Source organism: Streptomyces sp. NPDC054863, from assembly GCF_053610825.1.
This window is the reverse complement of sequence record NZ_JBSGZD010000108.1, coordinates 1-23,508: the sequence shown is the minus strand read 5'-3', so window position 1 is coordinate 23,508 and position 23,508 is coordinate 1. Positions and strand designations below refer to the sequence as shown.

The window sequence follows — 23,508 nt, the reverse complement described above, 5'->3', positions numbered from 1 at the left end:
CACGAGGGGCGCCGGGCGGCGGCCTTGGGTCCGGGTTGTCAGTGCGTACCCCTACCGTGGTGGGAGGGTGCAGATCGGATACGGGGGGACAGCGCGATGGACGGGACGAGCGGAGTGGTGGACGTGGACGGGACGGTCGGTACGGCCGATGCGGAGACGGTTGCGGGCGGCGCGGAGAGTGATGCGCTGCGCACGCTGCACCGGATCTTCGGGTACGACGCGTTCCGCGGCGAGCAGGCGGAGATCATCGAGCAGGTGGTGGGCGGCGGAGATGCGGTCGTCCTCATGCCGACCGGTGGCGGAAAGTCGCTCTGCTATCAGATTCCGTCCCTGGTCAGGCCCGGTGTGGGGGTGGTGATCTCGCCGCTGATCGCATTGATGCAGGACCAGGTGGACGCGCTGCGGGCGCTCGGCGTGCGCGCCGGGTTCATGAACTCCACGCAGGACTTCGACGAGCGGCGGACGGTCGAGGCGGAGTTCCTGGCGGGCGAGATCGACCTCCTGTACCTGGCACCGGAGCGGCTGCGGCTCGACTCGACGCTGGGGCTGCTGTCGCGGGGCAAGATCTCCGTCTTCGCGGTCGACGAGGCGCACTGCGTGGCCTCCTGGGGCCACGACTTCAGGCCGGATTACCTGGCCCTGTCGGTGCTGGGCGAGCGCTGGCCGGACGTCCCCCGGATCGCTCTGACCGCGACGGCCACGGCCGCCACGCACAAGGAGATCACCGAGCGGCTCGGCATGCCGGACGCCCGGCACTTCGTCGCCAGCTTCGACCGGCCGAACATCCAGTACCGGATCGTGCCGAAGGTCGACCCGAAGAAGCAGCTGCTCGCCTTCCTCAAGGAGGAGCACGCGGGCGACGCGGGCATCGTCTACTGCCTGTCGCGGAAGTCGGTGGACGCCACCGCGGAGTTCCTGTGCAAGCAGGGCATCGAGGCCGTGCCGTACCACGCGGGGCTCGACGGAGGGACGCGGGCGCGCAACCAGGCACGGTTCCTGCGCGAGGAGGGCCTGGTCGTGGTCGCGACCATCGCCTTCGGGATGGGCATCGACAAGCCGGACGTTCGGTTTGTGGCGCATCTGGATCTGCCGAAGTCGGTGGAGGGGTACTACCAGGAGACCGGGCGCGCCGGGCGTGACGGGGCACCGTCGACGGCCTGGATGGCGTACGGACTCCAGGACGTCGTGCAGCAGCGGAAGATGATCCAGAGCGGCGAGGGCGACGAGGCCTTCCAGCGGCGGGCGGCCTCCCACCTGGACGCGATGCTGGCGCTCTGCGAGACGGCCGACTGCCGCCGCGGCCAGCTCCTCGCGTACTTCGGGCAGGAGGGTGCGCCCGAGAAGTGCGGGAACTGCGACACCTGCCTGAACCCGCCGGAGACCCTCGACGGAACGGTGCCCGCGCAGAAGGTGCTGTCGACGGTGTGGCGGCTGAAGAAGGAGCGCAGGCAGAAGTTCGGGGCGGGCCAGATCATCGACATCCTGCTCGGGAAGAAGTCGGCGAAGGTCATCCAGTTCGACCACGACCAGCTGTCCGTCTTCGGCATCGGGCAGGATTTCGCCGAGGCCGAATGGCGGGGCGTGGTGCGGCAGTTGCTCGCGCAGGGGCTGCTGGCCGTGGAGGGCGAGTACGGGACGCTGGTGCTGACCGACGCGAGCGGGACGGTACTGGGCGGAGAGCGCGAGGTCCGGCTGCGGAAGGAGCCCAAGCGGGTCGCCGTGGCGCGGGCGGAGCGCGGCGAGCGCAAGGCGAAGGCGGCGGCTGCGGTGGCTGACCTGCCGGCGGAGGCGGCGCCGGTGTTCGAGGCACTGCGGGCCTGGCGGACCGCGCTCGCGAAGGAGCAGGGAGTGCCGCCGTACGTGATCTTCCACAACGCGACGCTGCAGGAGATCGCCACGGTGCGGCCGGGGTCGATGGCGGAGCTGGGAGCGATCGGGGGGCTGGGGGAGAAGAAGCTGGCCACCTACGGGGAGGGCGTGCTGGAGGTCCTGGCGGGGGTGGGTGGGGCTGCCCCGGCCGCCCCGGCACCGGTTCCGGCAGCCCCGGTTCCGGCCGCCCCGGCACCGGCCCCGGTGCGTGCCCCGGCTCGGGCGGCGGCTTCGGCTTCCGTGCCGGCCCGGGGGCGGGCGGCTTCGGAGCCCGAGTGGGACTGGGACGCGGAGCCGGAGGCGGACTGGGGGATGGAGCCGCCGCCGGAGGGCTAGGCGGGCCAGGGCCGGCGCCGGTGGGGGCGGGCCTCCCGGGCTGCGCCCGGTGCACGGCTGCGCCGCGCGTCCTCACACGCCGGACGGGCTGGAGGGGCCGACAGTCAGGGGCGCGGGGAACTGCGCGACCAGCCACGACGTACCCGCACGCGACAACCGGCCGAGGCCCGGGGGGAGGGCTCCCCCGGCTACCCCAGCCGGGCCACCGCCCCCGCCACCCTCGGTGACGCGTACTCCGTGCCGCACACGAAGCGCATCACCGGGCCGAAGGAGGACGCCGAGGGGAGGCCGGTGAAGTGGAGGCCGGGGACGGAGGAGCCGTAGCCCGCGTCCAGGACCGGGGCGCCGCGGGTCGTGGTGAGGGCCGTGCGGATCCCGTCGCCCAGGAAGGGCATCGACGTGACGTCGACCCGGTAGCCGGTCGCGGCCATGACGTGGTCGGCCGCCAGTTCCGCGGAGGGGCCTTCGCGCCCGCCGAGGGTGAGGGTGGGGCGGCCGTCCTCCACCCGGGCCCGGACGACGCGGCGCCCGTCCGTCACCTGGACCCGCCCCGTGAAGCGGTCCCGCAGCCACCACGCGCCGAGCGGTCCGAGCACCCGCCGGACCAGGTAGTGGCGTACGGGCGCGGGGAGTTGGCGCACGTACGACGCGTGATAGCTGAGGCCGTAGAGGGACCAGGCCCTGCCGAAGGGGGACTCGGGGCGCAGCCGCGGCTGCCGGTCCGGGGAGTCCCCGAAGGCCACCGCGCCGCGCCGCCGCGCCACGATGCGTACCGACGACGCACCCGCCTCCGCCATCAGAACGGCGTTTTCGAGCGCCGACTGGCCCGCGCCGACCACGACCACGTCCTTGCCCGCGAAGACGGAGAGGTCGCGGTGCTGGGCCGCGTGCGAGACGGGGCCGGTCGGGGAGGGGCCGTCCGGGACGGCCGCCACCAGCTCGCGCCCCATCCTGGCCAGGCCCGACAGGCCGGTCGCCACGACGACCGCCCGCGCCCTGAACTGTTCGCCGGAGTCCAGCTTGAGGGAGAAGGTGCCGTCCTTGTCGCGGTCGACCGAGACGACCCGTACCTGCTCCAGCTCCGGGACGAGCCGGTCGGCGAACCACTGCCCGTACGCGGCGAAGTCCTCCACCGGGATCAGGTCCCAGTCCGACTCGTAGCGCCGTATCCCCGCCTCCGCGCAGAAGTCGACCAGGTCGTGCCCGGGCTGCGGCGCGTCGATGTTCGAGGCCGCGGGGGTCGATTTGAGCAGCATCCCCGCAGGCATGCGGGTGCGCCAGGCCACCATCGGATCGCCGAAGACCCGGACCGGGATGCCGCGCGCCCGCAGATGGGCGGCGGTGGACAGGCCGTACGGCCCGGCTCCGATGACAACTGCCGGAAGAATCACTGAAGTTCCCCTCCCCAGGGTGAAACATGAACATGGCGCCCCACAGGTCCCTCCCGGGACCTACCTGCCTTCCCGCCGCGCCCCGTACATCTCGTACAGGTGCCGTGCCCCGGGCCGCACCATCCGCGCCAGCATCATCAGCGCGGGCCGCATGTCGTCCGCCGCGAACCACGCCAGTTCGGTGGAGTCCGCCCGCGCGGGCGCGTGCGGCGTCGTGTAGCCGCTGCGGCGGTAGGCGAGGAGGGCGGGGAGGTCGATGTTCTCGACCACGTAGCGGTGGCCGGCGCGCTGTTCCCCCTCCGGGACCGCGCGCCCTGTCAGGTCCAGATGCTGCGCCCGTACGACGTCCACGCCCGCCTCGTTCTCGAAGAGGCGGAACTGGGCGCCCATCCGGGGGTTGAAGTCGAGCAGCTTGTACTGCCCGTCGCGCCGGTCGTAGCGCAGATCGAGGTCGACGATTCCACTGAACCCGATCCGCTTGATGAACTGACCGGCCAGGGCGGCGAGTTCCGGATTGTCGACGACGTACGCGCACGCCGTCATGCCCGCGTGCGGCGGCCAGGACCGCACCTTCACGCCGGTGAACATCGCCCGCGGCTCGCTGTGCGCGTCGAAGTAGGCGTGCACGATCCAGTCCTCGGCCTGCTCGCGCGGCAGGTACTCCTGGAGGATCACGCCCGGTTCGTCGCCCCAGCCGCGGGCCAGTGCGAGGAGCTGGTCCGGGCCCTCGATGCGCGTGGTGCCGCGTACGGCGGGGCGGTGGCGGCGTACGAACGCCTCCCGGTTCTTGGCGACGACCGGGAAGGCCGCCTGTGCGGCGAAGGCCTCGACATCCGTGTACGAGTGCGGGAACGCGGCCTGCGGGGTCGCCACCCCGTGCTCCGTGCACAGCTCGTGCAGGCCCTGCTTGCTGGCGAGCCGGCGGGGCAACTCGCCCTCGGTGCGCGGGAAGAGGAAGGGCCCGGCGAGCGCGTCCTGGTGCTCCGCGATCAGGACGGCGGCCTCCTCGTCGGTGGGGACGAGGACGGTCGGGCGGCCGATCAGACGGCCGACACGCAGCAGGCCCGCCACGAGGCGGCCGGGGTCCTCGGTGCCGGTGGTGGGCCAGACGTACGCCCGCTCCAGATGGCGGGAGAGCGCGGCCGGGGTCCACCGGTCCTCGGTGATCGCGTACATGGGGATGCCGAGCCGGCCCAGGCTGCGGATCGCGCCGACGCCGCCGTGGTGCAGCGGGTAGTTCCCGAACTTCACGATCAAGGCCGGAACGCTCCGGTCCGCCATGATCCTCGGCGTGCCACGGCCGAACCGGGGCGTACCGCGGCCGGTCCCCGATGTGAGGCGGCTGCTTCCGGCCGTGTCCCGGCCGGCCACCGGCGTCCCGCCACCGCTCCTCGGGGTGCTGCCGTCGGCCCCCGGGGCGCCGCCCGCCCCCGGTGTGCTGCCCCTCCCGCCCGATTCCCGTACCGATCCCCGTACCGTTCCGCGTAGAAGTCCCCGCACAAGTCCCCCCTAGGACTTTCCGGACGCGTCCGACCTCTGGAAGCCTGGAAAACCCCACCCGTTCCCAGTTCCGCTCCCAGTCCTGCCTTGCTCTGCCCTCAAGGACGCTAAGCCGGAATTGCCGCTTCCACACAGGTCTTTCCGGACATTACGAACTCTTTAGCCACTGCCGTCCCTGGCCTCCCCCACGTAACGTGTGTTCCAACGACCTGGAAAGCGAGGCAGCACCCATGCCCGAGCAGTCCCCGCTCGACGTCGCCGAAGGTGACCCCTTCGGCCCGCACAACCTCCCGTACGGCGTGTTCTCCACCGCGGACGCACCCGAGCGGCGCCGCGTCGGAGTCCGTATCGGCGGCCATGTGCTGGACGCGGGTGCTGCCGCGCTGGCGCTCGGCTCCCCGTACGCCCAACTCCTGGCGCAGCCCTCGCTGAACCCGCTGCTCTCGGCGGGCCGCACCGCCTGGCGCGACGTGCGCCGCGCGCTCACCGCATGGGTCACCAGCCCTGCGCACCGCGAGGACATAGAGCCGCTGCTGCACCCGCTCGGCGCCGTCACGCTGCACCTTCCGTACGAGGTCGCCGACTACGTCGACTTCTACGCGAGCGAGCACCACGCGACGAACGTCGGCAGGATCTTCCGCCCGGACGGTGACGCGCTCACCCCCAACTGGAAGCACCTGCCGATCGGTTACCACGGCAGGTCCGGCACCGTCGTCGTCTCCGGTACGGACGTGGTGCGTCCCGCCGGTCAGCGCAAGGCCCCGGCGGACGCGGCCCCGGTCTTCGGGCCTTCGGTGAAGCTCGACATCGAGGCCGAGGTCGGCTTCGTCGTCGGCACGCCTTCGGAGCTGGGCAGGCCCGTCCCGCTGGCCGACTTCCGCGACCACGTCTTCGGCCTCTCGCTGCTCAACGACTGGTCGGCGCGCGACGTCCAGGCCTGGGAGTACGTGCCGCTGGGCCCTTTCCTCGGCAAGTCCTTCACCACGTCGGTGTCGGCGTGGGTGACGCCGCTGGAGGCACTGGAGGCGGCCCGGGTCGCCCTGCCGGAGCGCGACTTCCCGGTGCTTCCGTACCTGGACGACGAGGACGAGGAGGAGCCCGGCGGCTTCGACCTCCGCATCTCCGTGACGATCAACGGCACGGTCGTCTCCGAGCCGCCGTTCTCGACGATGTACTGGTCGGCGGCGCAGATGCTGGCCCACATGACGGTCAACGGCGCTTCGCTGCGGACCGGCGACCTGTACGGATCGGGCACGGTGAGCGGCGCGGAGGCCGGGCAGCGCGGCTCGCTCCTGGAACTCACCTGGAACGGCAGCGAGCCGCTGGAACTCCCCTCGGGCAAGCGGACGTTCCTGGAGGACGGCGACGAGGTCACGCTGACGGCGTGGGCGCCGGGGCCTGACGGCACGAAGGTCGGTCTTGGCGAGGTCACGGGCCGGATCGTGGCAGCGGGCCGACTCGCAGGCTGATGCGTGGCCGACCCGCGGGGTGTCCCCGGGCCGACCCGCGGGCTGTCCCCGGGCCGACCCGCGGGGTCTGAAGCGCGTCTGAAGCGCCCGCCTCGGGGCATCCTGACCGCAGTCGACTGCTGGAGGCTGATGCTCTGATGTCACCCCTGCCGCACCTGTCGCTGCCGGAGGAACTCCTCCTGCTCGGGCTGCAGCCCGAGCGGGGCGGCATGCGCGTCAAAGTCAGCTACGTCGAGTACGGCGTCGCCGGTGCCGTACTCACGGAACTCGAACTGGCGGGCTGCATCGAGCAGGACCGGGGGCGGGTGCAGATCCGCACCCCGGTTCCGCCGCCCGCCCTGACGTCCGGGCCGACGGCGGACCCGGTGGCCGTGCAGGTACTGGCGGGGTTGCCGGGGCCGGGGAAGGGGCGGCACGGCGGAATCCGTACTTCCACCTTCGTACGGCGCGCCCGGCGCGAAGTGACGGGGCAGTACCTGGACCGGCTGGTCGAACGGGGCGCGCTGCGGCGGGAGTCGAAGCGGGTCATGGGGCTGTTCCCGGTGGTCCGCCACCCGGCAGCCGGAACGGACTGGTCCGCTCCGCTCCAGCACCGTCTGCAGAGCGCCGCGAAGGCCGGCTTCCCCGACCACCGCGACCAGCTCCTGGCGGCGTTCCTGTGGGCCACCGACCTGGCGAACAAGCACTTCCGGGGGAACGCGGCACGTCAGGTGCGCGCGCAGATGCGGGACTTCGGCCGCCGCGAATGGACGACGAAGGCGGTGCACAGCGCGATCGCGGGGGAGAAGGCCGCGACGCAGGGCGGCGGGGGCTGAGCGAATCTCTCGCCCCCTCGCGCGAATCTCTCGCCCCTCGCGCGGCTGGCTCGCCCCCTCGCGCGGTCGGCCCGCCTCCGCCAGCTAGCCCGCCACTCGTGGAATCCTGCGTTCCCACACCCGGTGGAAGACGACCTCGTCGCCTTCCTTGCAGGTCACCTCGTTGTACGTGAGGAAGTCCGCCGCGTCGCAGGTGATCTCGGAACGGGTCGTGATCTTCGTGTCCCAGTCCCTCTCGGGGCGGCGCAGCCGGATCGTCCAGTCCGACCGGGTGTGCGCGGACAGCGGGTCCCGTTCGTTGATCGTGTACGTCTCCAGGGCGTCCTCGGTGAATTCGAGCCCGTCCGGGTAGATCCGCGTACCGCCGTAGCGCGGGTCGACCTCCAGCTTCCACTCGCCCTCGGCCACGTCCCGCACGACCAGACGCTCGGGCCGCTGATCGGGGTCGGCGGGGTACTTCACGTCCAGCGGGGCCGACTGTTCCGGCGCCTCGAACACGATCCCCGGATCCTCCGTGTGCGCCCGCACCGGCAGTTCCAGCGACGACCCCGCCGGATCGAGGACGAAGCCCGCGGACTCCGCCTGCGGCCAGATCCACGGCCAGTACGCGGACGAGACGGCGAGCCGGACGCGGTGGCCGGGCGGGAAGGTGTGCCCGACGCCGTTCAGCTCGAACTCGACGTCCTCGCATCCGCCCGGCGGCCACGCGTCGGCCCGGTCGCGGCCGTGGCGCGCCGAGAGGTTGAGGACGCCCCGGGTGACCAGCGTCGACGACCCGTCCGGCGCCACGTCGCAGAGCCGTGCGATCGCCTGCCCCTTCGGCGCGTCCATGGTCAGGCGGAGACGGACCTTGGCCCGGCCCAGGATCTCGATGGGCGCCTGCGTCACCGGGAAGTCGAAGCTCGCCGACTTGGCGTCCTCGTCCCGCTGGTCCGGCGGCAGGTCCGAGTCGTTCCCGAACGGGAAGAACCGGCCCGCGTCCAGCCCTGTGTGCAGGGGCGAGTCGACGACGACCGGCGCGCCCTGGAGCCCGTACGACACCGGGTCGACCAGCCGCGAAGGCCATGTGGTGTCGCCGACCCAGCGCCCCGGCAGCCGGGGGTAGGTCGTCGCGGGCGGATGCGACTCGCTGATCCAGGAGCGGAGCAGGGGCTCGTCCATGACGCCCGTCGGCTCCTCCTTGAGGTGCTCGTCCCACCAGCGCAGGGTCTCCTGGAGGAAGCCGATCGCCGGGCCCGGCGGAAGCCCCCGGTCCGGATACTGGTGCGACCACGGGCCGATCAGCCCCCGTACCTTCGCCGGGTCCAGGTGCTCGACCAGCCGCAGGACGGTGTCCCGGTAGGGGTCGTGCCAGCCGCCGACCGCCAGGACCGCCGCGTCGATCGCCGCGTAGTCCTCGCAGACGCTGCCGTGCCGCCAGTAGTCGTCGCGGGTCTGGTGCGCCAGCCAGGTGTGGATCAACGGTTCCACGGCGTCCAGCCGCTTCAGCCACATGTCCTTCCACCCGTCGCCGACCTGCGCCGGGTCCGGCGGCCTGCACACGAAGGCGAGCATCGTCGCCGCCCACGCGTGCATGTCCACGGCGAGCAGGGAACCACCCATGTAGTGCACGTCGTTGTCATAGCGGTCGTCCGCCGAGCAGACGGTGACGATCGCCTTGAGCGGCTCGGGCGCCAGTGCCGCGATCTGGAGGGAGTTGAAGCCGCCCCAGGAGATCCCGAACATGCCGACCCTGCCGGTGCACCAGGGCTGCTCGGCCAGCCAGTTGACGACCGCGACGCCGTCGGCGAGCTCCTGCGCGTCGTACTCGTCGCCCGGCATGCCCTCGCTGTTGCCGTGCCCGCGCACGTCCACCCGCACCGAGGCGTAGCCGTGGCCCGCGTACCAGGGGTGGCGCTGCTGGTCCCGGGGCGCGGTCCAGTCGCTCAGCCGGTACGGGAGGTATTCGAGGAGCGCGGGGACCGGCTCGTCGGTCACCGGCCGCCAGATCCGCGCGTACAGGCGCGTGCCGTCCGGGAGCGGAATCGTCATGTCCTCGCAGGTCGTCACGTACGGGAATGCGGTGCGTATCTGCATGGGGGAAGTCACCTCGGTGAAGCCCGGGGAACGGGCTCGGGGAACGGGCTCAGTGAACGGGGTGCATGGTGCGCTTGAGCCAGGGGGCGGCGGCGATGACGGCGAGACCCGCCGCGACCGCGACGGCGCCGTTGACGCCGAAGTACACGGGGTGGGAGAGCTCTCCGTAGAGCTTCACGGTCTGCGCCTGGATGCCGTTGGCGAGGGCGAGGGACAGGAACCAGAGGGCCATGGTCTGGCTGGCGAAGGCCTTCGGTGCCAGCTTGGTGGTGGCGGACATGCCCGACGTCTGGAGCAGGATGTCGCCGAGCCCGAGCAGCAGGTACGAGCCGACGATCCACCAGGCGGCCATCTTGTACGTGTCACCGGTGTGCCCGGAGGTGGGCAGCGCCATCAGCAGGAACGACAGACCACCCAGGACCACGCCGATCGCGATCTTGTTGGACGCGTGCGGCTGCCGCTTGCCCATCCGCACCCACAGGGCGGCGACGACGGGTGCGAGCAGCACCTCGAAGGCGCCCAGCGCGGACGCGTACCAGCTGACCGGGAAGTCGAAGCCCAGGATGTGCGTCTCGGTGTTCGTCGACGCGAGCAGCATCATCGTCGAGTACGCCTGGAACAGGATGAAGTTGAAGGCGACCGAGGCCAGGAACAGCACGACGTACGGCCGCAGGTGCGCGCGCTCGGGTGCGGTCACCCGGGGACTGCTGAACATCACCGCGAAGTAGACGACCGGCGCGATCACCGAGATCAGCGTCAGTACGTCGACGAAGCGGTCCATGGTCAGCCAGCCGGCCAGCGCGAGCAGCGTGCACACGGCGGCCACCACGACCAGTCCGGCGACGATCGCCCATGCGGTGCGGCGCATCTTCTCCGGCGGCAGCGCGAACTCCGCGCGGTTCTTGCGCCCGGCCAGGTGGCGGCGGCCCAGGACGTACTGGATCAGGCCGAGCGTCATGCCGATCGCGGCGGCCGAGAAGCCCCAGTGCCAGCCCTTGTGGTCGGCGAGCCAGCCGGTGACCAGCGGGCCGAGGAAGGCGCCGATGTTGATGCCCATGTAGTAGAGGGCGAATCCGGCGTCCCGGCGCTCGTCGGCGGTCTTGTAGAGCTTGCCGACCATGTTGGCGACGTTGGGCTTGAGCAGGCCGGTGCCCGCGCTGATCAGACCGAGGCCGGTCCAGGTGAAGACGTCGGTGGGCACGGCCATCGCGTAGTGGCCGCAGGCGATGAGGACACCGCCGTAGAGCACGGCCCGGTACGAGCCGAGGATGCGGTCGGCGAGCCAGCCGCCGGCCACCGAGACCAGGTAGACGAGCGTGCCGTACGCGGCGCCCAGGGAGGCCGCGTTGCCCGCGTCCATCCCCATGCCGCCGTCGGCGACCGTGGCCGCGAAGTAGAGCACCAGGATCGCCTGCATGCCCAGGAACGAGAACCGCTCCCACACCTCCAGCCCCGACAGGGTCATCAGACCCATGGGCTGGCCGAAGAACGCGGTGTCGTCGCCGGGCGGAGGCTGCGCGGAGTCCCTGGATCCGGTTGCCACACCGGAATCGGGGGACCCGTCGGGCTGAGGGTTGGGCTCCATATGAGACAAAGGGCTTACTCCTGCTCGTATCAGCTCATCACGAACATACCGGTGTGTTTCGGGTGGTGCTCATGGGGAGTGACCGATCGGAGGCCGGCCGGAGGCCGCTGCCGGGGCGGGGGTCGCGGTGATCGAAAGTCGACGGGATAGGCTGACTTGTTGAGTGATGCCAGCGACAGATCGACAATCCGTTTGATCGTCAGCAGACAGGAGTAACCCTCGTGACCGTCGTCGGGCCGTTCGGACTGAGCGTGCGGGACCAGGCTCTTGAGACCGATGTCCAGACCGGACTGGCAGCCGTCGAGGAGGGACTGCTCGACGCGACCAAGAGTGAGGTCCCCTTCATCACGGAGGCCGCGCAGCACCTCGTACGCGCAGGTGGCAAGCGTTTCCGGCCGCTCCTTGTGATGCTGTCCTCGCAGTTCGGCGATCCGTACGCGCCGGGTGTCGTGCCCTCCGCGGTGGTCGTGGAGCTGACCCATCTGGCGACGCTGTACCACGACGACGTGATGGACGAGGCGGACGTACGGCGCGGGGTGCCGAGCGCGAATTCGCGCTGGGGCAACTCGGTCGCCGTGCTCACCGGGGACTTCCTTTTCGCACGCGCCTCGCACATCCTTGCGGACCTGGGTCCCGAGGCCGTACGGGTCCAGGCGGGGGCGTTCGAACGCCTGGTCACGGGTCAGATCCTGGAGACCGCGGGGCCGCGCGACGGGCGCGACCCGATCGACCACTACCTGGACGTCATGTCCGGCAAGACCGGCTCGCTCGTCGCCATCTCCTGCCATCTCGGCGCGATGATCTCCGGCGCCGACGAGGGCGTCGTCGACATCCTCACGCAGTACGGCGAGCGCCTGGGCACCGCCTTCCAGCTCGCCGACGACGTCCTCGACATCGCCAGCGACAGCCACGAGTCGGGCAAGACGCCCGGCACCGACCTGCGCGAGGGCATCCCGACGCTGCCGGTGCTGCACCTGCGCGCGATGGCCGAGGCGGAGGGGCGGCCGGAGGACATCGAGCTGTGCGCGATGCTCGACGGCGACCTGTCGGGCGAGGCGGAGCTGACCGAGGTGCTGCGCAGGCTGCGCGCCCACCCCGCCCTTGAGCAGGCACGGCGCGACACCGTGCGGTACGCGGAAGAGGCCAGGGCCACCCTCGCCCCGCTGCCGGACTGCTACGCGAAGTCGGCGCTGGCGGAGCTGTGCGACGCGGTGGTGCACCGGGCGGGCTGACCCGCCGACCGTCGTGTGACGCAGGTCACATCTTTGGATTGAGTCCAGAATCGGATCCACTCCGTACCCCTGCCCAGAAGCTGACGCAGGGGGCGTTGGCTCCGGTACGGGGAGCAATCATGACGAAGCGCCTGAAGGCCGTCATTGTCGGAACGACCGCTGTCGCCGCGGCGGCGGGGGTCGCCCTGGCGGTGTTCCCGGCTTTCGCCGACGGGGGATCGGGGGCGGCGCACGGGGGCACGCACGGCCTCAACGAGGGCGGCGCCGTGCGGGCCGGGGATCTCGGCGACGCCGGGGGAGCCTCCTTCTTCGCCGCCAGCCTCAACGGGGCCAACGAGGTCCCGACCCCCGGCGGGCCGGCCGTCGGTGACCGGGACGGGGTTGCGCTGGAGTTCGTGAAGGTCAGGGGTGACGTCGTCTCCTTCGCGGTGAAGTGGCGGGGCATCGACCGTCCGTCCGCGCTCCACATCCATCGGGGCGACCGCGGGGTCAACGGCGGGATCAAGGTCGACTTCACGGAGCAGCTCGGCCGGGGCGGATCCGGACACGGCGGATCCGGACACGGCGGATCCGGACGTGGCGCTTCCGGACGCGGCGCTTCCGGAGGCACTGCTTCCGGCTCTGTACGGGTCAAGGACCGTGCCGTACTGGAAGCCCTGAAGGCGAACCCGACGAGCTTCTACGCCAACCTGCACACCCGGCAGTTCCCGGGCGGCGCGGTGCGCGGCCAGCTGCACAAGGTCACGAACTCCTTCGACTTCGGCCGTGCGCCGGAGAACTTCCAGGCCCCGGTCGTCCGCGGCGAGCAGATCTACGAGTGCAAGAAGGCCGCGGACGGGACGACCTCCTTCCAGCAGCGCGACGTACGGGCCGTGCTCGGCGGGAACATCGCGCACTCCTTCGTCGCCCCGAACTCCGGCACCCCGCAGTGGGTCGCCAGGGACCACAGCAAGGTCGTCGGCACGCTGATCAGCAGGAGCCCCAACGGCGAGGGGAACATCCCCGAACTGGACCTGGCGGGCAGGCCATCGGGCAGGCCCGGCGGCCTCTTCTCCCGTACGACGGAGATTCTGCGGCTGAACACGGTGGGTGGAGTCGCCCCGGCAGGGAGCTGCACCCTGGGATCCCTCTCAGGGGTGCCCTATCAGGCCGATTACGTCTTCATCCAACGCTGACCAGCGACTACAAGGGTCGTTGTAGGAACCACCTGTCCTCGCCCCCCTCTGCCGGTGGAGAAGCGGGTGGTTCCTGTCATCCCGTGGGTGTAGATGAGGTTGCTGCCCTGGGCTGACGCATTGTGTGCGCCATTTTGGTCAGATTGACCTCACCACACCTGGCCAATAAGGGCGAGAATGGCGGCGCAGGGTGGGACGAGTGCAGAGGGCCGCCAACCACGGAGGTAGGGCACACATGGCACCGAACGGCACGGCACAGAACACCAGCACCGACGAGACCGGCCCCGTGCGCCGCCGCAAGGCCGCGCGTTACGTCGTCCCGGTCGCGGTGGCGGGGGTGGCCGCGGCGACCATCGGTCTCGTTCCGGCCCTGGCGAGCGCGGGGGACCCGGACCTGCCGAAGATCACCGCGCAGCAGCTCATCGAGAAGATGGCCGCCTCGGACACCCAGCAGTTGTCCGGCACGGTCAAGATCAGTACGGACCTGGGGCTGCCGTCCCTCGACGGCCTGGCCGGAAGCCTCGGCGGCGCCAAGGGCGGCGGCGAAGGCGGCTCGGGCGCCGACCCGCAGGCCAAGCTGATGCAGCTCGCCTCCGGGACGCACACGGTGCGCATTGCGGCCGATGGCCCCGACCGGCAGAAGGTCTCGCTCCTGGACGACGCCGCCGAGTACAGCCTGATCCACAACGGCGACGAGGTCTGGGCGTACGACAGCGCCTCGAACGAGGCGTTCCACGCGAAGGCGCCCAAGGAAGCGGGCAAGGACGGCGGCAAGCAGCCCGGCAAGCGGCAGAAGATGCCCGAGTCCCTGCCGACCACGCCCAAGGAGTTCGCCGAGCAGGCGCTGAAGATGGCCGAGAAGGACACCTCGGTGACCGTCGACGGCTCCGCGCAGGTGGCCGGCCGGGATGCGTACCAACTGCTCATCAAGCCCAAGCAGACCGGCTCCACGGTCGGCGAGATCCGGGTGGCGGTCGACGCCGAGACGGGCACGCCGCTGAAGTTCACGCTGCTGCCGAGCGCGGGCGGCAAGGCCGTGGTCGACGCGGGCTTCACCAAGGTCGACTTCGCCAAGCCGGCCGCGAGCACCTTCGACTTCACCCCGCCCAAGGGCGCGAAGGTGACCGAGGCCGACAAGCTGAAGAGCCCCGAGGGCAAGAACGACAAGGACCTCGGCAAGGAGCTGGAGAAGGAGTTCGGCAAGGGCTTCGGCAAGGACCTGGGCAAGGAGTTCGGCAAGGGCGGAGCCGGTGACTTCAAGGTCGTCGGCGAGGGCTGGACCTCGATCGCGCAGATCAACGGCGGGGCCGAGGGTGCCAAGCCGGGCGCCGGCGCGGGGCAGAAGAAGGAGCAGCTGCCCGCCGAGGCACAGGGTCTGCTCGACTCGCTGGGCGACAAGGTGACGGGCAAGTTCGGCGAGGGCCGGGTCTTCTCGACCCGCTTGATCAACGTCCTGATGACGGACGACGGCAAGGTGTACGTCGGCGCGGTCACCAAGGACGCACTGGTGAAGGCGGCCGACGCGGCCAAGTAGCAAGTAGCAAGTAGGACGACGGACATCGACCGGGCGGGGCCGTGCGCAGGACGACGGCCCCGGACCGGATGAGGTCGTGAGGGAGTGGAGGCCGGATGGGGGACGAGCTGTCCGTGGCGGACAGAGCGCCGGTGACGCCTGTGATCGACACACGCGGGCTCACCAAGCGGTTCCGCGGCGGGCAGCTCGCCGTCGACGGCCTCGACCTGTCCGTCCCGGCCGGGAGCGTGTTCGGCTTCCTCGGGCCCAACGGCTCGGGCAAGACGACCACCATCCGGATGCTGATGGGCCTGATCGAGCCGACCTCCGGCTCGGTGCAGGTGCTCGGCGAGCCCATGCCGCGCGCCGCCCGCACCGTACTGCCGCGGGTGGGGGCCCTCATCGAGGGTCCCGCGCTGTACGGATTCCTGTCCGGCCGCGACAACCTCGCGCGCTACGACGCCGCCGACCCCACCGCCGACCCGCGCACCCGGCGGGCCCGGGTGGCGGCGGCGCTCGACCGGGTCGGTCTCGCCCCCGCGGGGGCCAAGAAGGCGCGGGCGTACTCCCTGGGCATGAAGCAGCGGCTCGGCCTCGCGGCGGCCCTGCTCCAGCCCCGCGCACTGCTCGTCCTGGACGAGCCGACGAACGGCCTCGACCCGCAGGGCATGCGCGAAATCCGCACGCTGGTGCGGGAGTTGGCGGACGACGGCACGACGGTCTTCCTCTCCTCCCACCTCCTGGACGAGATCGAGCAGGTCTGCACGCACGCGGCGGTGATGACCCGGGGCCGCCTGGTCGTCCAGGGCCCGGTCGCCGCACTGGCGGCGGGCGCCCGGGGCCGCCTCGTCGTGACCACCCCGGACCCGGGCGACGCGGCCCGCGTCCTCAAGGAGCAGGGCGTCACCGATCTGGAGGTCGGCGGGGACCGGGTCACCGGCACCGCGCCCCCCGTGGAGCCCCCGGGACCGGACCTCGCGGACCTCAACGCGGCGCTGGTCCACGCCGGGGTCCGGGTCACCGGCTTCGGGGTCGAACGGGCCTCGCTGGAGGACGCGTTCGTGGCGCTGACGGGGGAGGGGTTCGATGTCGCGGGCTGAGGCTTCGATGCCGCCGGACGAGGCTTCGGCGTCGCGGGCCGAGGGTTCGACGCCGCAGGCTGCGGCGTCGCAGGTGACGACGTCGCCGACTGAGGGTGAAGTGCCTCCGGGCACCCGGGCGCGGCCCGTGCGACTGCTCTGGACGCTGGGGCTGTTCAGGTCCGAGCTGACGGTCACCTTCCGGCGCTGGCGCACGCTCGCGCTGCTGGTGGTGCTCGCCGGCGTACCCGTACTCATCGGCATCGCCGTGAAGATCGAGACCGGCGACGGGTCGTCGGAGATCGGCGGCGGGGGCGGCAGCCCCGCCTTCCTCTCCCAGATCACCCACAACGGGCTCTTCCTGGTCTTCGCGGCACTCGCCGCCACCCTCCCGGTGTTCCTCCCCATGGCCGTCGCCGTCGTCGCGGGCGACTCGATCGCGGGCGAGGCGAGCGCCGGGACGCTGCGCTACCTGCTGGTCGCGCCCGCCGGACGCACCCGCCTGCTGCTCGCCAAGTACGCGACCACGCTCGCCTTCTGCCTGGTCGCCACCCTCGTCGTGGCGGCGTCGGCGCTCGCGGCCGGGGCGCTGCTGTTCCCGGTCGGCGAGGTCATGACGATCTCCGGCGTCCCGATCGGCTTCGGCGACGGACTGATACGGGCAGGTGCGATCGCCGTCGCGGTCGCGGCCTCCCTGGTCGGGTTCGCGGCCCTCGGCCTCTTCGTCTCGACGCTCACCAACAGCGGCATCGCGGCGATGGCGGCGACCGTCGGCCTGCTGATCACCGTGCAGATCCTGGACACGATTCCGCAGCTCGACGCGATCCACCCGTATCTCTTCCCGCACTACTGGCTGTCCTTCGCGGACCTGCTGCGCGAGCCCGTCTACTGGGACGAGCTGTGGAAGAACCTCGGACTGCAGGGTGTGTACGCGGCGGTGTTCGGCTCGGCGGCCTGGGCGCGGTTCACCGCGAGGGACGTCACGGTCTGAGTGCCCGGCGGGGTCGTCACGGTCCGATTGTCCGGCGGAGTCGCCACGGTCCGGGTGTCCGGCGGGGCGTACGGGGCCGGAATGCGGGACTGGGCCGTACGGGGCCGGTATGCCCGGAGGGGGCGTCACGGGGCCGGTATGCCCCGAGGGGGGCGTCACGGGGCCGGAATGCCTGGAGGGGGCGTACGGGCCGGGCCCGCACATCCCCCTCCGGCGCGCGGGACCGGCCCTGAGCCAGCGCCGTGTCGAGCCGTCCCCCGATGCGGCTCGACACGACACGGACCGTTCCCCCTCGGGTGGCTATTCTTGGAGGCTGCCGTTCCGCTGTCAACACGCCGGTGATCGGCGACCGCTAAACTCCACGGGTGAGCGCGACGCCCAATCCGCAGCGACGCAGCGAGAAGTCCCGGCAGGCGATCCTCGCGGCCTCCATCGACCTGTGCACCGAAAAGGGGTACGGGGGCGTCACCATGGAAGCGATCGCGGCCCGGGCCGGCGTCAGCAAGAAGACGATCTACCGCTGGTGGACGTCCAAGGGCGCCGTGCTGATGGAAGCCGTCGGGCAGGGCACTGACACCCACACGCCGTTCCCCGACACCGGGGACCTCGTCGCCGACATGTACACGCAGATGACCGGGGCGGTGCGGCAGCTGACGACGGCGCCCTTCGGGCCCGCGTACATCGGCATCCTCTCCGAGCTGCACCACGACGAGGAACTCACCCGGGCGGTTCACGAGAAGTTCATCAATCCGCGCTTCAACGCCGCGGTCGACCGGCTCAGGAGTGCGCAGCGCCAGGGCGCGCTGTCCGAGGACGCCGACCTGGAAATGGCGGTGGAGCTGCTCTACGGCCCGCTCTACTACCGCATCGTTCTGCGCAAGCCGCTGTACAGCCCCGAGCGCATGGCGGAACTGGTCGGCCATGTGCTGCGGACGCTGGACTGCCGCCCCTGACGCGGTAGTCGGCGCGCGTCGGGGGCGGCAGGGTCTTCAGCGGGACGGTGCTTCTGCCTCTGCGGAAGCAGCCAGAGCTCTGCGGAAGCAGCCAGAACTCTGCGGAAGCAGCTAGAACGTGAGCTTCCAGCTGGTCAGCGTGCCGGAGTCCTGGGCCGCCACGTCCTGGACGCGCAGCTTCCACACCCCGTTCGCGGCCTTGGCCGACGCGTCGACCGTGTACGTCTCGACGACGTTGTCCGCCGAGTCGTTGCTGCTGGAGTTCTTCAGCCGGTACGCGGTTCCGTCCGGGGCCAGCAGGTCGATGACGACGTCACCGCGCCAGGTGTGCTTGACGTTCACCGACACCTTGAGCGCGGCGGGCGCGTTGCCCGTACGGCCCGCGACGGTGATCGGCGAGGTCACGGCGGCACCGGCGTCGGGGATCGCGACGGCGGTGGTGCTCTCGTAGTCCGTGCCGGTCGGGGGAGTCGTGCCGCCGACGGACAGCGTCCACAGTGCGTGCGCGACGGCGTCGCTGTTGCGGTCGAGAGCGGTGTCGTTGATGTTCGTCAGGCTGTCGCACGACGAGTGGTAGCAGCGGTCGAAGGCCTGGCCCGAGGTGCCGCCCCACTTCTGCGCCTGCGCGGCCGTCTTGGTCCGGCTGGCGCCGGTGAACAGACCGCCGACCGGTATGCCGACGTTCTTGAAGCTGGCGTGGTCGGAACGGCCGTCGCCCTCGGTCTCGATCTCGGTCGGGACGTTGAGGCCCGCGTAGAAGTCCTTGAAGGTCTTCTCGATGGTCGGGTCGTCGTCGTAGACGAAGTAGCCGGGGTTCGGCGAGCCGATCATGTCGAAGTTGAGGTAGCCGGCGAACTTGGCGCGCTCGGTCGTGGGCAGGCTGTTCACGTACGCCTTCGAGCCGAGCAGCCCCAGTTCCTCGGCGCCCCACCAGCCGAACCGCAGGTGCTTGTCCGGCTTCAACTGCGCCCGGGAGACGGCGAGAGCGGACTCCAGGACCGCGGCGGAACCGGACCCGTTGTCGTTGATCCCGGCCCCGGAGGACACCGAGTCCAGGTGCGCACCGGCCATCAGGACCTTGTTGGGGTCGCCGCCGGGCCAGTCGGCTATCAGGTTGTAGCCGGTGGCGCCGCTCGCCGTGAAGGTCTGGAGCGTGGTGGTGAAACCGGCCGCGTCCAGCTTGGCCTTCACGTAGTCGATGGAGGCCTTGTAGCCGGGGCGGCCGTGCGCCCGGTTGCCGCCGTTGGCGGCGGCTATGGAGGACAGCTGGCTGAGGTGGGCCTTGACGTTGGCGAGCGGGATGTCGGGCGCGGCTGCCGCTGCTGCGGTGCCCGCTGCCCCTGTCGTACGTACGGGGGCGGGTGCGGCGGCGGCGGTGGTACCGGCCGTGGTGGCGAGCAGGCCGGTGACGGCGAGGGCGGCGACAGCCGTGGCCCTGGCGGTTCTGCCGGTTCTGTGGGATCTGCTGTGGTGCAGGGAAAGCGTCATGTGGGGGCTCCGGATTTCCGAACGGGGACGGGACGGAACGTGCGGGAAACTGGCCGAACGGGTATGGCTCGCAAGGCAGTTGAAAGGTGACGCGTGAGCTGTGCGTGCCTGATGTTCAGCGAGAGTTCGTCCCACCGTCAAGGGCGGAATCCGGTCAGGGCCGTTCGGATAGCGAACTCGATCTGTCAGAGGCGGTCAAAGGCCGCTATTTGCTCCGTCGGACGAGATAGGCGACGGCCGTCCGGCCGTGCTCTCCGCGGGTCGCTTCGACCATGACGGTGCGTCCGGCGGGGTCCAGCTGGATGATCCGGTCCTCCGGGGCCGTGCAGTCGACGCGCCGGGTGGTCCGGGTGCGGCCGGACGAGACCGTGAAGGTCGCGGTCCCCTGCCCGACGCAGGACACCTCGATCACCAGGGAAGTGGCCGTCTCGCCGAGGTCGCTCTGACTGGCGGTCCGCCGGTTCGCGGAGGACCCGGATGCGACGAACTCCCCCTGGGGCAGCTCGTCGGGGTCGCTGAGCAGATCGCGGGCGCGCTTCTGGAGTTCACGGCTGGACCTGATCTCCGCGTCGGAGTGCGCGGAGGGGCCGGTCTGCTGCTCCTGTGCCTGGCCCTGTGCCTGGTCCTGTGTCCGTGCCTGCGCCCGTGCCCGCGGTGCTTCGGGCGAGTGGGTGCAGGCGGTCACGGTCCCGGCGAACAGTGCGGCGGCGGCAAGTGCCCCGGCCGTGCCCCTGGTGATGCGCTGCATGGGTGCCCCCGTGGCTGTGTGCGGTGCGGTGGGTGTGGTTGCGGGCGGGCCGTGCGGTGCGTGCGTGCCCTGTGTGCGGTGCGCGGGCCCGCGCCGCGCGAGTGCGGAGATCATTCCGCGCGGGCCCGCGTTCCAATCCGGGAAGCACCTGCGGCTGCGGGCGGATCCGGGCCGGGCCGGGCGGGCCCGGCCCGCGCTCAGCCCGCGGACACCACCCGTCCCGCCTCCAACTCCAGCCTCGTCCCCGCGAATCCACTCCGGAACCGGCGGTCGTGCGAGACGACCACCACCGTCCCCGGGTAGTCCGAGAGGGCCTCTTCCAGTTCCTCCACCAGGCTGAGCGCGATGTGGTTCGTCGGCTCGTCGAGTACGAGGAGGTCGGCCGGCCGGGACACCAGCCGGGCCAGCTCCAGCCGCCGCCGCTGCCCGATGGACAGCGCGGCCACCGGGACCCCCAGGTCGGCCGCCCGGAACAGCCCGAGCCCGAGCAGTTCGGCCTCGTACTCCTCGGGGAAGCCCGCACGGCCGGCCGCGAAGCCCGCCAGGAGGGTCCGCCGGTCGGAGGTCGTGGCCAGCTCCTGCGGGAGATAGCCGAGCCGCTCCGGACGTACGACGGTGCCGGTGGCGGGAGCCAGATCACCGGCCAGTACGCGCAACAGCGTGGACTTGCCCGCGCCGTTCGGGCCGGAGACCAGCAGCCGCTCGCCGGACTTGATGCTCAGCTCCGGTACGTGCAGCCGCTCGCCGACCGTGACGTCCCTCAACTCGGCCATGACGTGCGGCCGTTCGTCCGGCCGGTCGCCCGGCTCCTCGGCCACGCCCAGTTTCACGTGAAACCGAAGCGGAACGGGCGGAGCCGGTACGGGCGAGGCCCGCAGCACCTCCAGTCGCTGGCGGGCGGCCCGCACCCGCCCCGACAGCTTGGCCTCGCTGGACCTGCGGTGCTTGCCGAAGCCCTGCCCCGGGTCCCTGCCGGTGGCGGCGAGGCGCTGGCCGGACGCCTCGACCAGAGCCTCGGTGTGTGCCAGCTCGTCGACCCATTCCTGGTGCTCCTGGGCCCACCGGCGCCGGGCGGCGGCCTTCGCGGTGCGATAGCCCTCCCACCCGTCGCCGTACCGGCTCACCGACCGCAGGTCGCGGTCCACCTCCAGGACGGTGTCCGTCACCCGCTCCAGGAAGGCGCGGTCGTGCGTGACGGCGACGACGGTGCCGCGGTGGGCGCGCAGCCGGTCCTCCAGCCAGGCGGTGGCGTGCCGGTCGAGGTGGTTCGTCGGCTCGTCGAGCAGCAGCAGCTCGGGGGCCGCCGCGAGTACGCAGGCGAGGGCGAGCCGGGACTGTTCGCCGCCGGAGAGCGAGCCGAGGACGCGGTCGCGGGTGATCCGGGCCAGCCCGAGCCCGTGCAGGGCGGCGTCGACGCGGGCGTCGGCCTCGTAACCGCCCCGGTCCTGGTACGCGGCGAGCAGCTCGCCGTACGCGTCGAGTTCGGCGGGCGTCGCTTCGCCGAGCAGTGCCTCGGCTTCCTGGATCGCGGCCTCCAGCGCGCGCAGCTCGGCGAGCGCGGAGTCGACGGCGTCCTGGACGGTGAGGTGCGGGGCGAGGTCGAGGGTCTGTGAGAGGTGCCCGACGCCGCCGGGGAAGACGACGGTCACTTCGCCGTCGTCGGGCTGCTCGGTGCCGGCGATCAGCCGCAGCAGGGTGGACTTGCCGGACCCGTTCTCCCCGACCACACCGGCCTTCTCGCCGGGGCGCAGGGAGAGGGAGACCCGATCGAGGACGACCCGGTCCCCGAAGGCCTTGGAGACGTCGCGGAGGGTGAGCTGGGCGTGCTGGGCGCGGTGGGTGCGGCGCATGGTGATTCCCCTGGGGTACGAAGTTCTGCTCGCTTCTGCGGACCTGAGGGCGCGCGGACGCTCCGGCGGGGCGAGGGCTCAGCCACTCGCACACACGCCGCATCCGCGCGGAGAATCACAGAAAGAAGTAGTGCCTACCCATGCCTCGACGATAACCCGCCCCGAACCGCACCGTCTCGTCATTTACGGTACGGGTGGGTGGGCGTTGTGCGGGTGCGTCGTGGCTGAGCGCGCAGTTCCCCGCGCCCCCCATGCATGCCCCCGCCACCGCCCTACTTCCCCTCCGCTCCCGCTCCCGCCCCGGCGACCGCCCCCGGATCGGCAGCCGGAACCGAAACCGGAGCCCCCTGCGCGGCAGCCGCAGCCGCCACCCCCCGCGCCGCCGCCGCACCCCGAGCCGTCCTCACCGCGTCCCAAGTCAGCAGCGTCAGCGCCACCCACACCAGCCCGAACCCCGCCCATCTCTCCACCGGCATCTCCTCGTGGAAGTACACGATCCCCAGCACGAACTGGAACACCGGCGCCAGATACTGCAGCAGCCCCAGCGTCGACAGCGGTACCCGGATCGCCGCCGCCCCGAAGCACACGAGCGGAATGGCGGTCACCACTCCCGTCGCCGCGAGCAGCGCCGCATGCCCCGTCCCGTGCGCGCCGAACGCAGCGGAGCCGGACGTTCCCAGCCACACCAGGTACGCCAGCGCGGGCAGGAACTGGATCGCCGTCTCGGCGGCCAGCGATTCGAGCCCGCCCAGGTTGACCTTCTTCTTCACCAGCCCGTACGTGGCGAAGGAGAACGCCAGGACCAGCGAGATCCACGGCGGCTGCCCGTACCCCACCGCCAGCACCACGACCGCCGTCGCACCGATCCCGACCGCCGCCCACTGCACCGGCCGCATCCGCTCGCCGAGCAGCAGGACGCCCATGGCGATGGTGACCAGCGGGTTGATGAAGTAGCCGAGCGACGCCTCCACCACGTGGCCCGAGTTGACCGACCAGATGTACAGGCCCCAGTTGACGGTGATGACGGTCGCGGCCAGGGCTATCAGACCGAGCTTCCTGGGCTGGCGGACGAGCTCGCGGACCCAGCCCCAGCGCCGTACCACCAGCAGCGCGACGGCCACCACTGCCAGCGACCACACCATCCGGTGGGCCAGGATCTCGATCGCCCCGGCCGGCTTCAGCAGCGGCCAGAAGAGCGGGACGACGCCCCACATTCCGTACGCCCCGATGCCGTACAGCAACCCCGCCCGCTGATCCTTCTTGCTATCCAACGACATCGACACCGGCCTGGCCTCCCACCCGGAACATGCACCCTGCACACACCCGTTGCGCTCGACGGTAAGCCCGCCCCGCCCCGTGTGTCATGTCCGTTCCGCAATACGGTCATGACACCCGACCGGCGCCCGGAGCACGAAAGGGGCGCCCGGCCCGCGAGGAC

17 protein-coding genes are annotated in these 23,508 nt (G+C 71.5%); 9 read left to right on the top strand and 8 right to left on the bottom strand.

Going from position 1 to position 23,508, the window contains the following annotated elements:
* The first annotated feature begins 96 nt into the window (after positions 1 to 96).
* On the top strand, positions 97 to 2,205 hold the full coding sequence (gene recQ, locus ACWGIG_RS20315; RefSeq protein WP_453323019.1) for a DNA helicase RecQ: 2,109 nt from the start codon (positions 97 to 99) through the stop codon (positions 2,203 to 2,205).
* Between the two features lie 188 nt (positions 2,206 to 2,393).
* Here recQ and ACWGIG_RS20310 read toward each other — a convergent pair whose 3' ends face one another.
* Positions 2,394 to 3,596, bottom strand: coding sequence for an FAD-dependent oxidoreductase (locus tag ACWGIG_RS20310; protein WP_453323018.1), 1,203 nt, complete (start codon positions 3,594 to 3,596; stop codon positions 2,394 to 2,396).
* Between the two features lie 60 nt (positions 3,597 to 3,656).
* Entirely contained in the window at positions 3,657 to 4,877 is a 1,221-nt protein-coding gene (locus ACWGIG_RS20305) for a carboxylate--amine ligase (RefSeq protein WP_453323017.1), read from the bottom strand.
* Positions 4,878 to 5,326: 449 nt separating this feature from the next.
* On the opposite strand from ACWGIG_RS20305, the gene fahA reads away from it, so the two are divergent.
* Together fahA and ACWGIG_RS20295 are read left to right on the top strand one after the other, a co-directional pair.
* Positions 5,327 to 6,565, top strand: a complete 1,239-nt coding sequence (fahA, locus tag ACWGIG_RS20300) for a fumarylacetoacetase (protein WP_453323016.1) — start codon at positions 5,327 to 5,329, stop codon at positions 6,563 to 6,565.
* A gap of 137 nt (positions 6,566 to 6,702) precedes the next feature.
* Positions 6,703 to 7,380, top strand: coding sequence for a GOLPH3/VPS74 family protein (locus tag ACWGIG_RS20295; RefSeq protein WP_453323015.1), 678 nt, complete (start codon positions 6,703 to 6,705; stop codon positions 7,378 to 7,380).
* An 84-nt stretch (positions 7,381 to 7,464) separates the two neighbouring features.
* Here the strand turns inward: ACWGIG_RS20295 and ACWGIG_RS20290 are convergent, their stop codons facing one another.
* Together ACWGIG_RS20290 and ACWGIG_RS20285 are read right to left on the bottom strand one after the other, a co-directional pair.
* Positions 7,465 to 9,456 (bottom strand): CocE/NonD family hydrolase, encoded by a 1,992-nt coding sequence (locus tag ACWGIG_RS20290; RefSeq protein ID WP_453323014.1) that lies wholly within the window; start codon positions 9,454 to 9,456, stop codon positions 7,465 to 7,467.
* A gap of 49 nt (positions 9,457 to 9,505) precedes the next feature.
* The gene (locus ACWGIG_RS20285) at positions 9,506 to 11,041 is read right to left on the bottom strand and encodes a peptide MFS transporter (RefSeq protein ID WP_453323020.1); all 1,536 of its coding nucleotides are present in this window, start codon (positions 11,039 to 11,041) and stop codon (positions 9,506 to 9,508) included.
* Positions 11,042 to 11,262: 221 nt separating this feature from the next.
* Here ACWGIG_RS20285 and ACWGIG_RS20280 point away from each other — a divergent pair, with 221 nt between their 5' ends.
* From ACWGIG_RS20280 to ACWGIG_RS20255, 6 genes are all read left to right on the top strand, one after another.
* On the top strand, positions 11,263 to 12,273 hold the full coding sequence (locus ACWGIG_RS20280) for a polyprenyl synthetase family protein (RefSeq protein ID WP_453323013.1): 1,011 nt from the start codon (positions 11,263 to 11,265) through the stop codon (positions 12,271 to 12,273).
* Positions 12,274 to 12,392: 119 nt separating this feature from the next.
* On the top strand, positions 12,393 to 13,448 hold the full coding sequence (locus ACWGIG_RS20275; RefSeq protein ID WP_453323012.1) for a CHRD domain-containing protein: 1,056 nt from the start codon (positions 12,393 to 12,395) through the stop codon (positions 13,446 to 13,448).
* A gap of 235 nt (positions 13,449 to 13,683) precedes the next feature.
* Entirely contained in the window at positions 13,684 to 14,982 is a 1,299-nt protein-coding gene (locus tag ACWGIG_RS20270) for a LolA family protein (protein WP_453323011.1), read from the top strand.
* Positions 14,983 to 15,077: 95 nt separating this feature from the next.
* Positions 15,078 to 16,061, top strand: a complete 984-nt coding sequence (locus ACWGIG_RS20265; protein WP_453323010.1) for an ABC transporter ATP-binding protein — start codon at positions 15,078 to 15,080, stop codon at positions 16,059 to 16,061.
* Entirely contained in the window at positions 16,048 to 17,031 is a 984-nt protein-coding gene (locus ACWGIG_RS20260; RefSeq protein ID WP_453323009.1) for an ABC transporter permease, read from the top strand. Before ACWGIG_RS20265 ends, ACWGIG_RS20260 begins: the two co-directional genes overlap by 14 nt.
* Before the next feature lie 365 nt (positions 17,032 to 17,396).
* Positions 17,397 to 17,984, top strand: a complete 588-nt coding sequence (locus tag ACWGIG_RS20255; protein ID WP_453323008.1) for a TetR/AcrR family transcriptional regulator — start codon at positions 17,397 to 17,399, stop codon at positions 17,982 to 17,984.
* A 111-nt stretch (positions 17,985 to 18,095) separates the two neighbouring features.
* Here ACWGIG_RS20255 and ACWGIG_RS20250 read toward each other — a convergent pair whose 3' ends face one another.
* From ACWGIG_RS20250 to rarD, 4 genes are all read right to left on the bottom strand, one after another.
* The gene (locus tag ACWGIG_RS20250; protein WP_453323007.1) at positions 18,096 to 19,472 is read right to left on the bottom strand and encodes a M28 family metallopeptidase; all 1,377 of its coding nucleotides are present in this window, start codon (positions 19,470 to 19,472) and stop codon (positions 18,096 to 18,098) included.
* A 205-nt stretch (positions 19,473 to 19,677) separates the two neighbouring features.
* The gene (locus ACWGIG_RS20245) at positions 19,678 to 20,220 is read right to left on the bottom strand and encodes a hypothetical protein (RefSeq protein WP_453323006.1); all 543 of its coding nucleotides are present in this window, start codon (positions 20,218 to 20,220) and stop codon (positions 19,678 to 19,680) included.
* 197 nt (positions 20,221 to 20,417) lie between these two features.
* The gene (abc-f, locus tag ACWGIG_RS20240) at positions 20,418 to 22,070 is read right to left on the bottom strand and encodes a ribosomal protection-like ABC-F family protein (protein WP_453323005.1); all 1,653 of its coding nucleotides are present in this window, start codon (positions 22,068 to 22,070) and stop codon (positions 20,418 to 20,420) included.
* Positions 22,071 to 22,342: 272 nt separating this feature from the next.
* Positions 22,343 to 23,347, bottom strand: a complete 1,005-nt coding sequence (gene rarD / locus ACWGIG_RS20235; RefSeq protein WP_453323004.1) for an EamA family transporter RarD — start codon at positions 23,345 to 23,347, stop codon at positions 22,343 to 22,345.
* Positions 23,348 to 23,508: the final 161 nt, after the last annotated feature.

Coding starts and splice junctions, on each gene's coding strand:
- ACWGIG_RS20290 (WP_453323014.1), bottom strand. CDS start 9,456: ATGCAGATACGCACCGCATTCCCGTACGTGACGACCTGCGAGGACATG.
- ACWGIG_RS20305 (WP_453323017.1), bottom strand. CDS start 4,877: ATGGCGGACCGGAGCGTTCCGGCCTTGATCGTGAAGTTCGGGAACTAC.
- abc-f (WP_453323005.1), bottom strand. CDS start 22,070: ATGCGCCGCACCCACCGCGCCCAGCACGCCCAGCTCACCCTCCGCGAC.
- ACWGIG_RS20270 (WP_453323011.1), top strand. CDS start 13,684: ATGGCACCGAACGGCACGGCACAGAACACCAGCACCGACGAGACCGGC.
- rarD (WP_453323004.1), bottom strand. CDS start 23,347: ATGTCGTTGGATAGCAAGAAGGATCAGCGGGCGGGGTTGCTGTACGGC.
- recQ (WP_453323019.1), top strand. CDS start 97: ATGGACGGGACGAGCGGAGTGGTGGACGTGGACGGGACGGTCGGTACG.
- ACWGIG_RS20295 (WP_453323015.1), top strand. CDS start 6,703: ATGTCACCCCTGCCGCACCTGTCGCTGCCGGAGGAACTCCTCCTGCTC.
- ACWGIG_RS20250 (WP_453323007.1), bottom strand. CDS start 19,472: ATGACGCTTTCCCTGCACCACAGCAGATCCCACAGAACCGGCAGAACC.
- ACWGIG_RS20260 (WP_453323009.1), top strand. CDS start 16,048: ATGTCGCGGGCTGAGGCTTCGATGCCGCCGGACGAGGCTTCGGCGTCG.
- ACWGIG_RS20245 (WP_453323006.1), bottom strand. CDS start 20,220: ATGCAGCGCATCACCAGGGGCACGGCCGGGGCACTTGCCGCCGCCGCA.
- ACWGIG_RS20285 (WP_453323020.1), bottom strand. CDS start 11,041: ATGGAGCCCAACCCTCAGCCCGACGGGTCCCCCGATTCCGGTGTGGCA.
- ACWGIG_RS20275 (WP_453323012.1), top strand. CDS start 12,393: ATGACGAAGCGCCTGAAGGCCGTCATTGTCGGAACGACCGCTGTCGCC.
- fahA (WP_453323016.1), top strand. CDS start 5,327: ATGCCCGAGCAGTCCCCGCTCGACGTCGCCGAAGGTGACCCCTTCGGC.
- ACWGIG_RS20265 (WP_453323010.1), top strand. CDS start 15,078: ATGGGGGACGAGCTGTCCGTGGCGGACAGAGCGCCGGTGACGCCTGTG.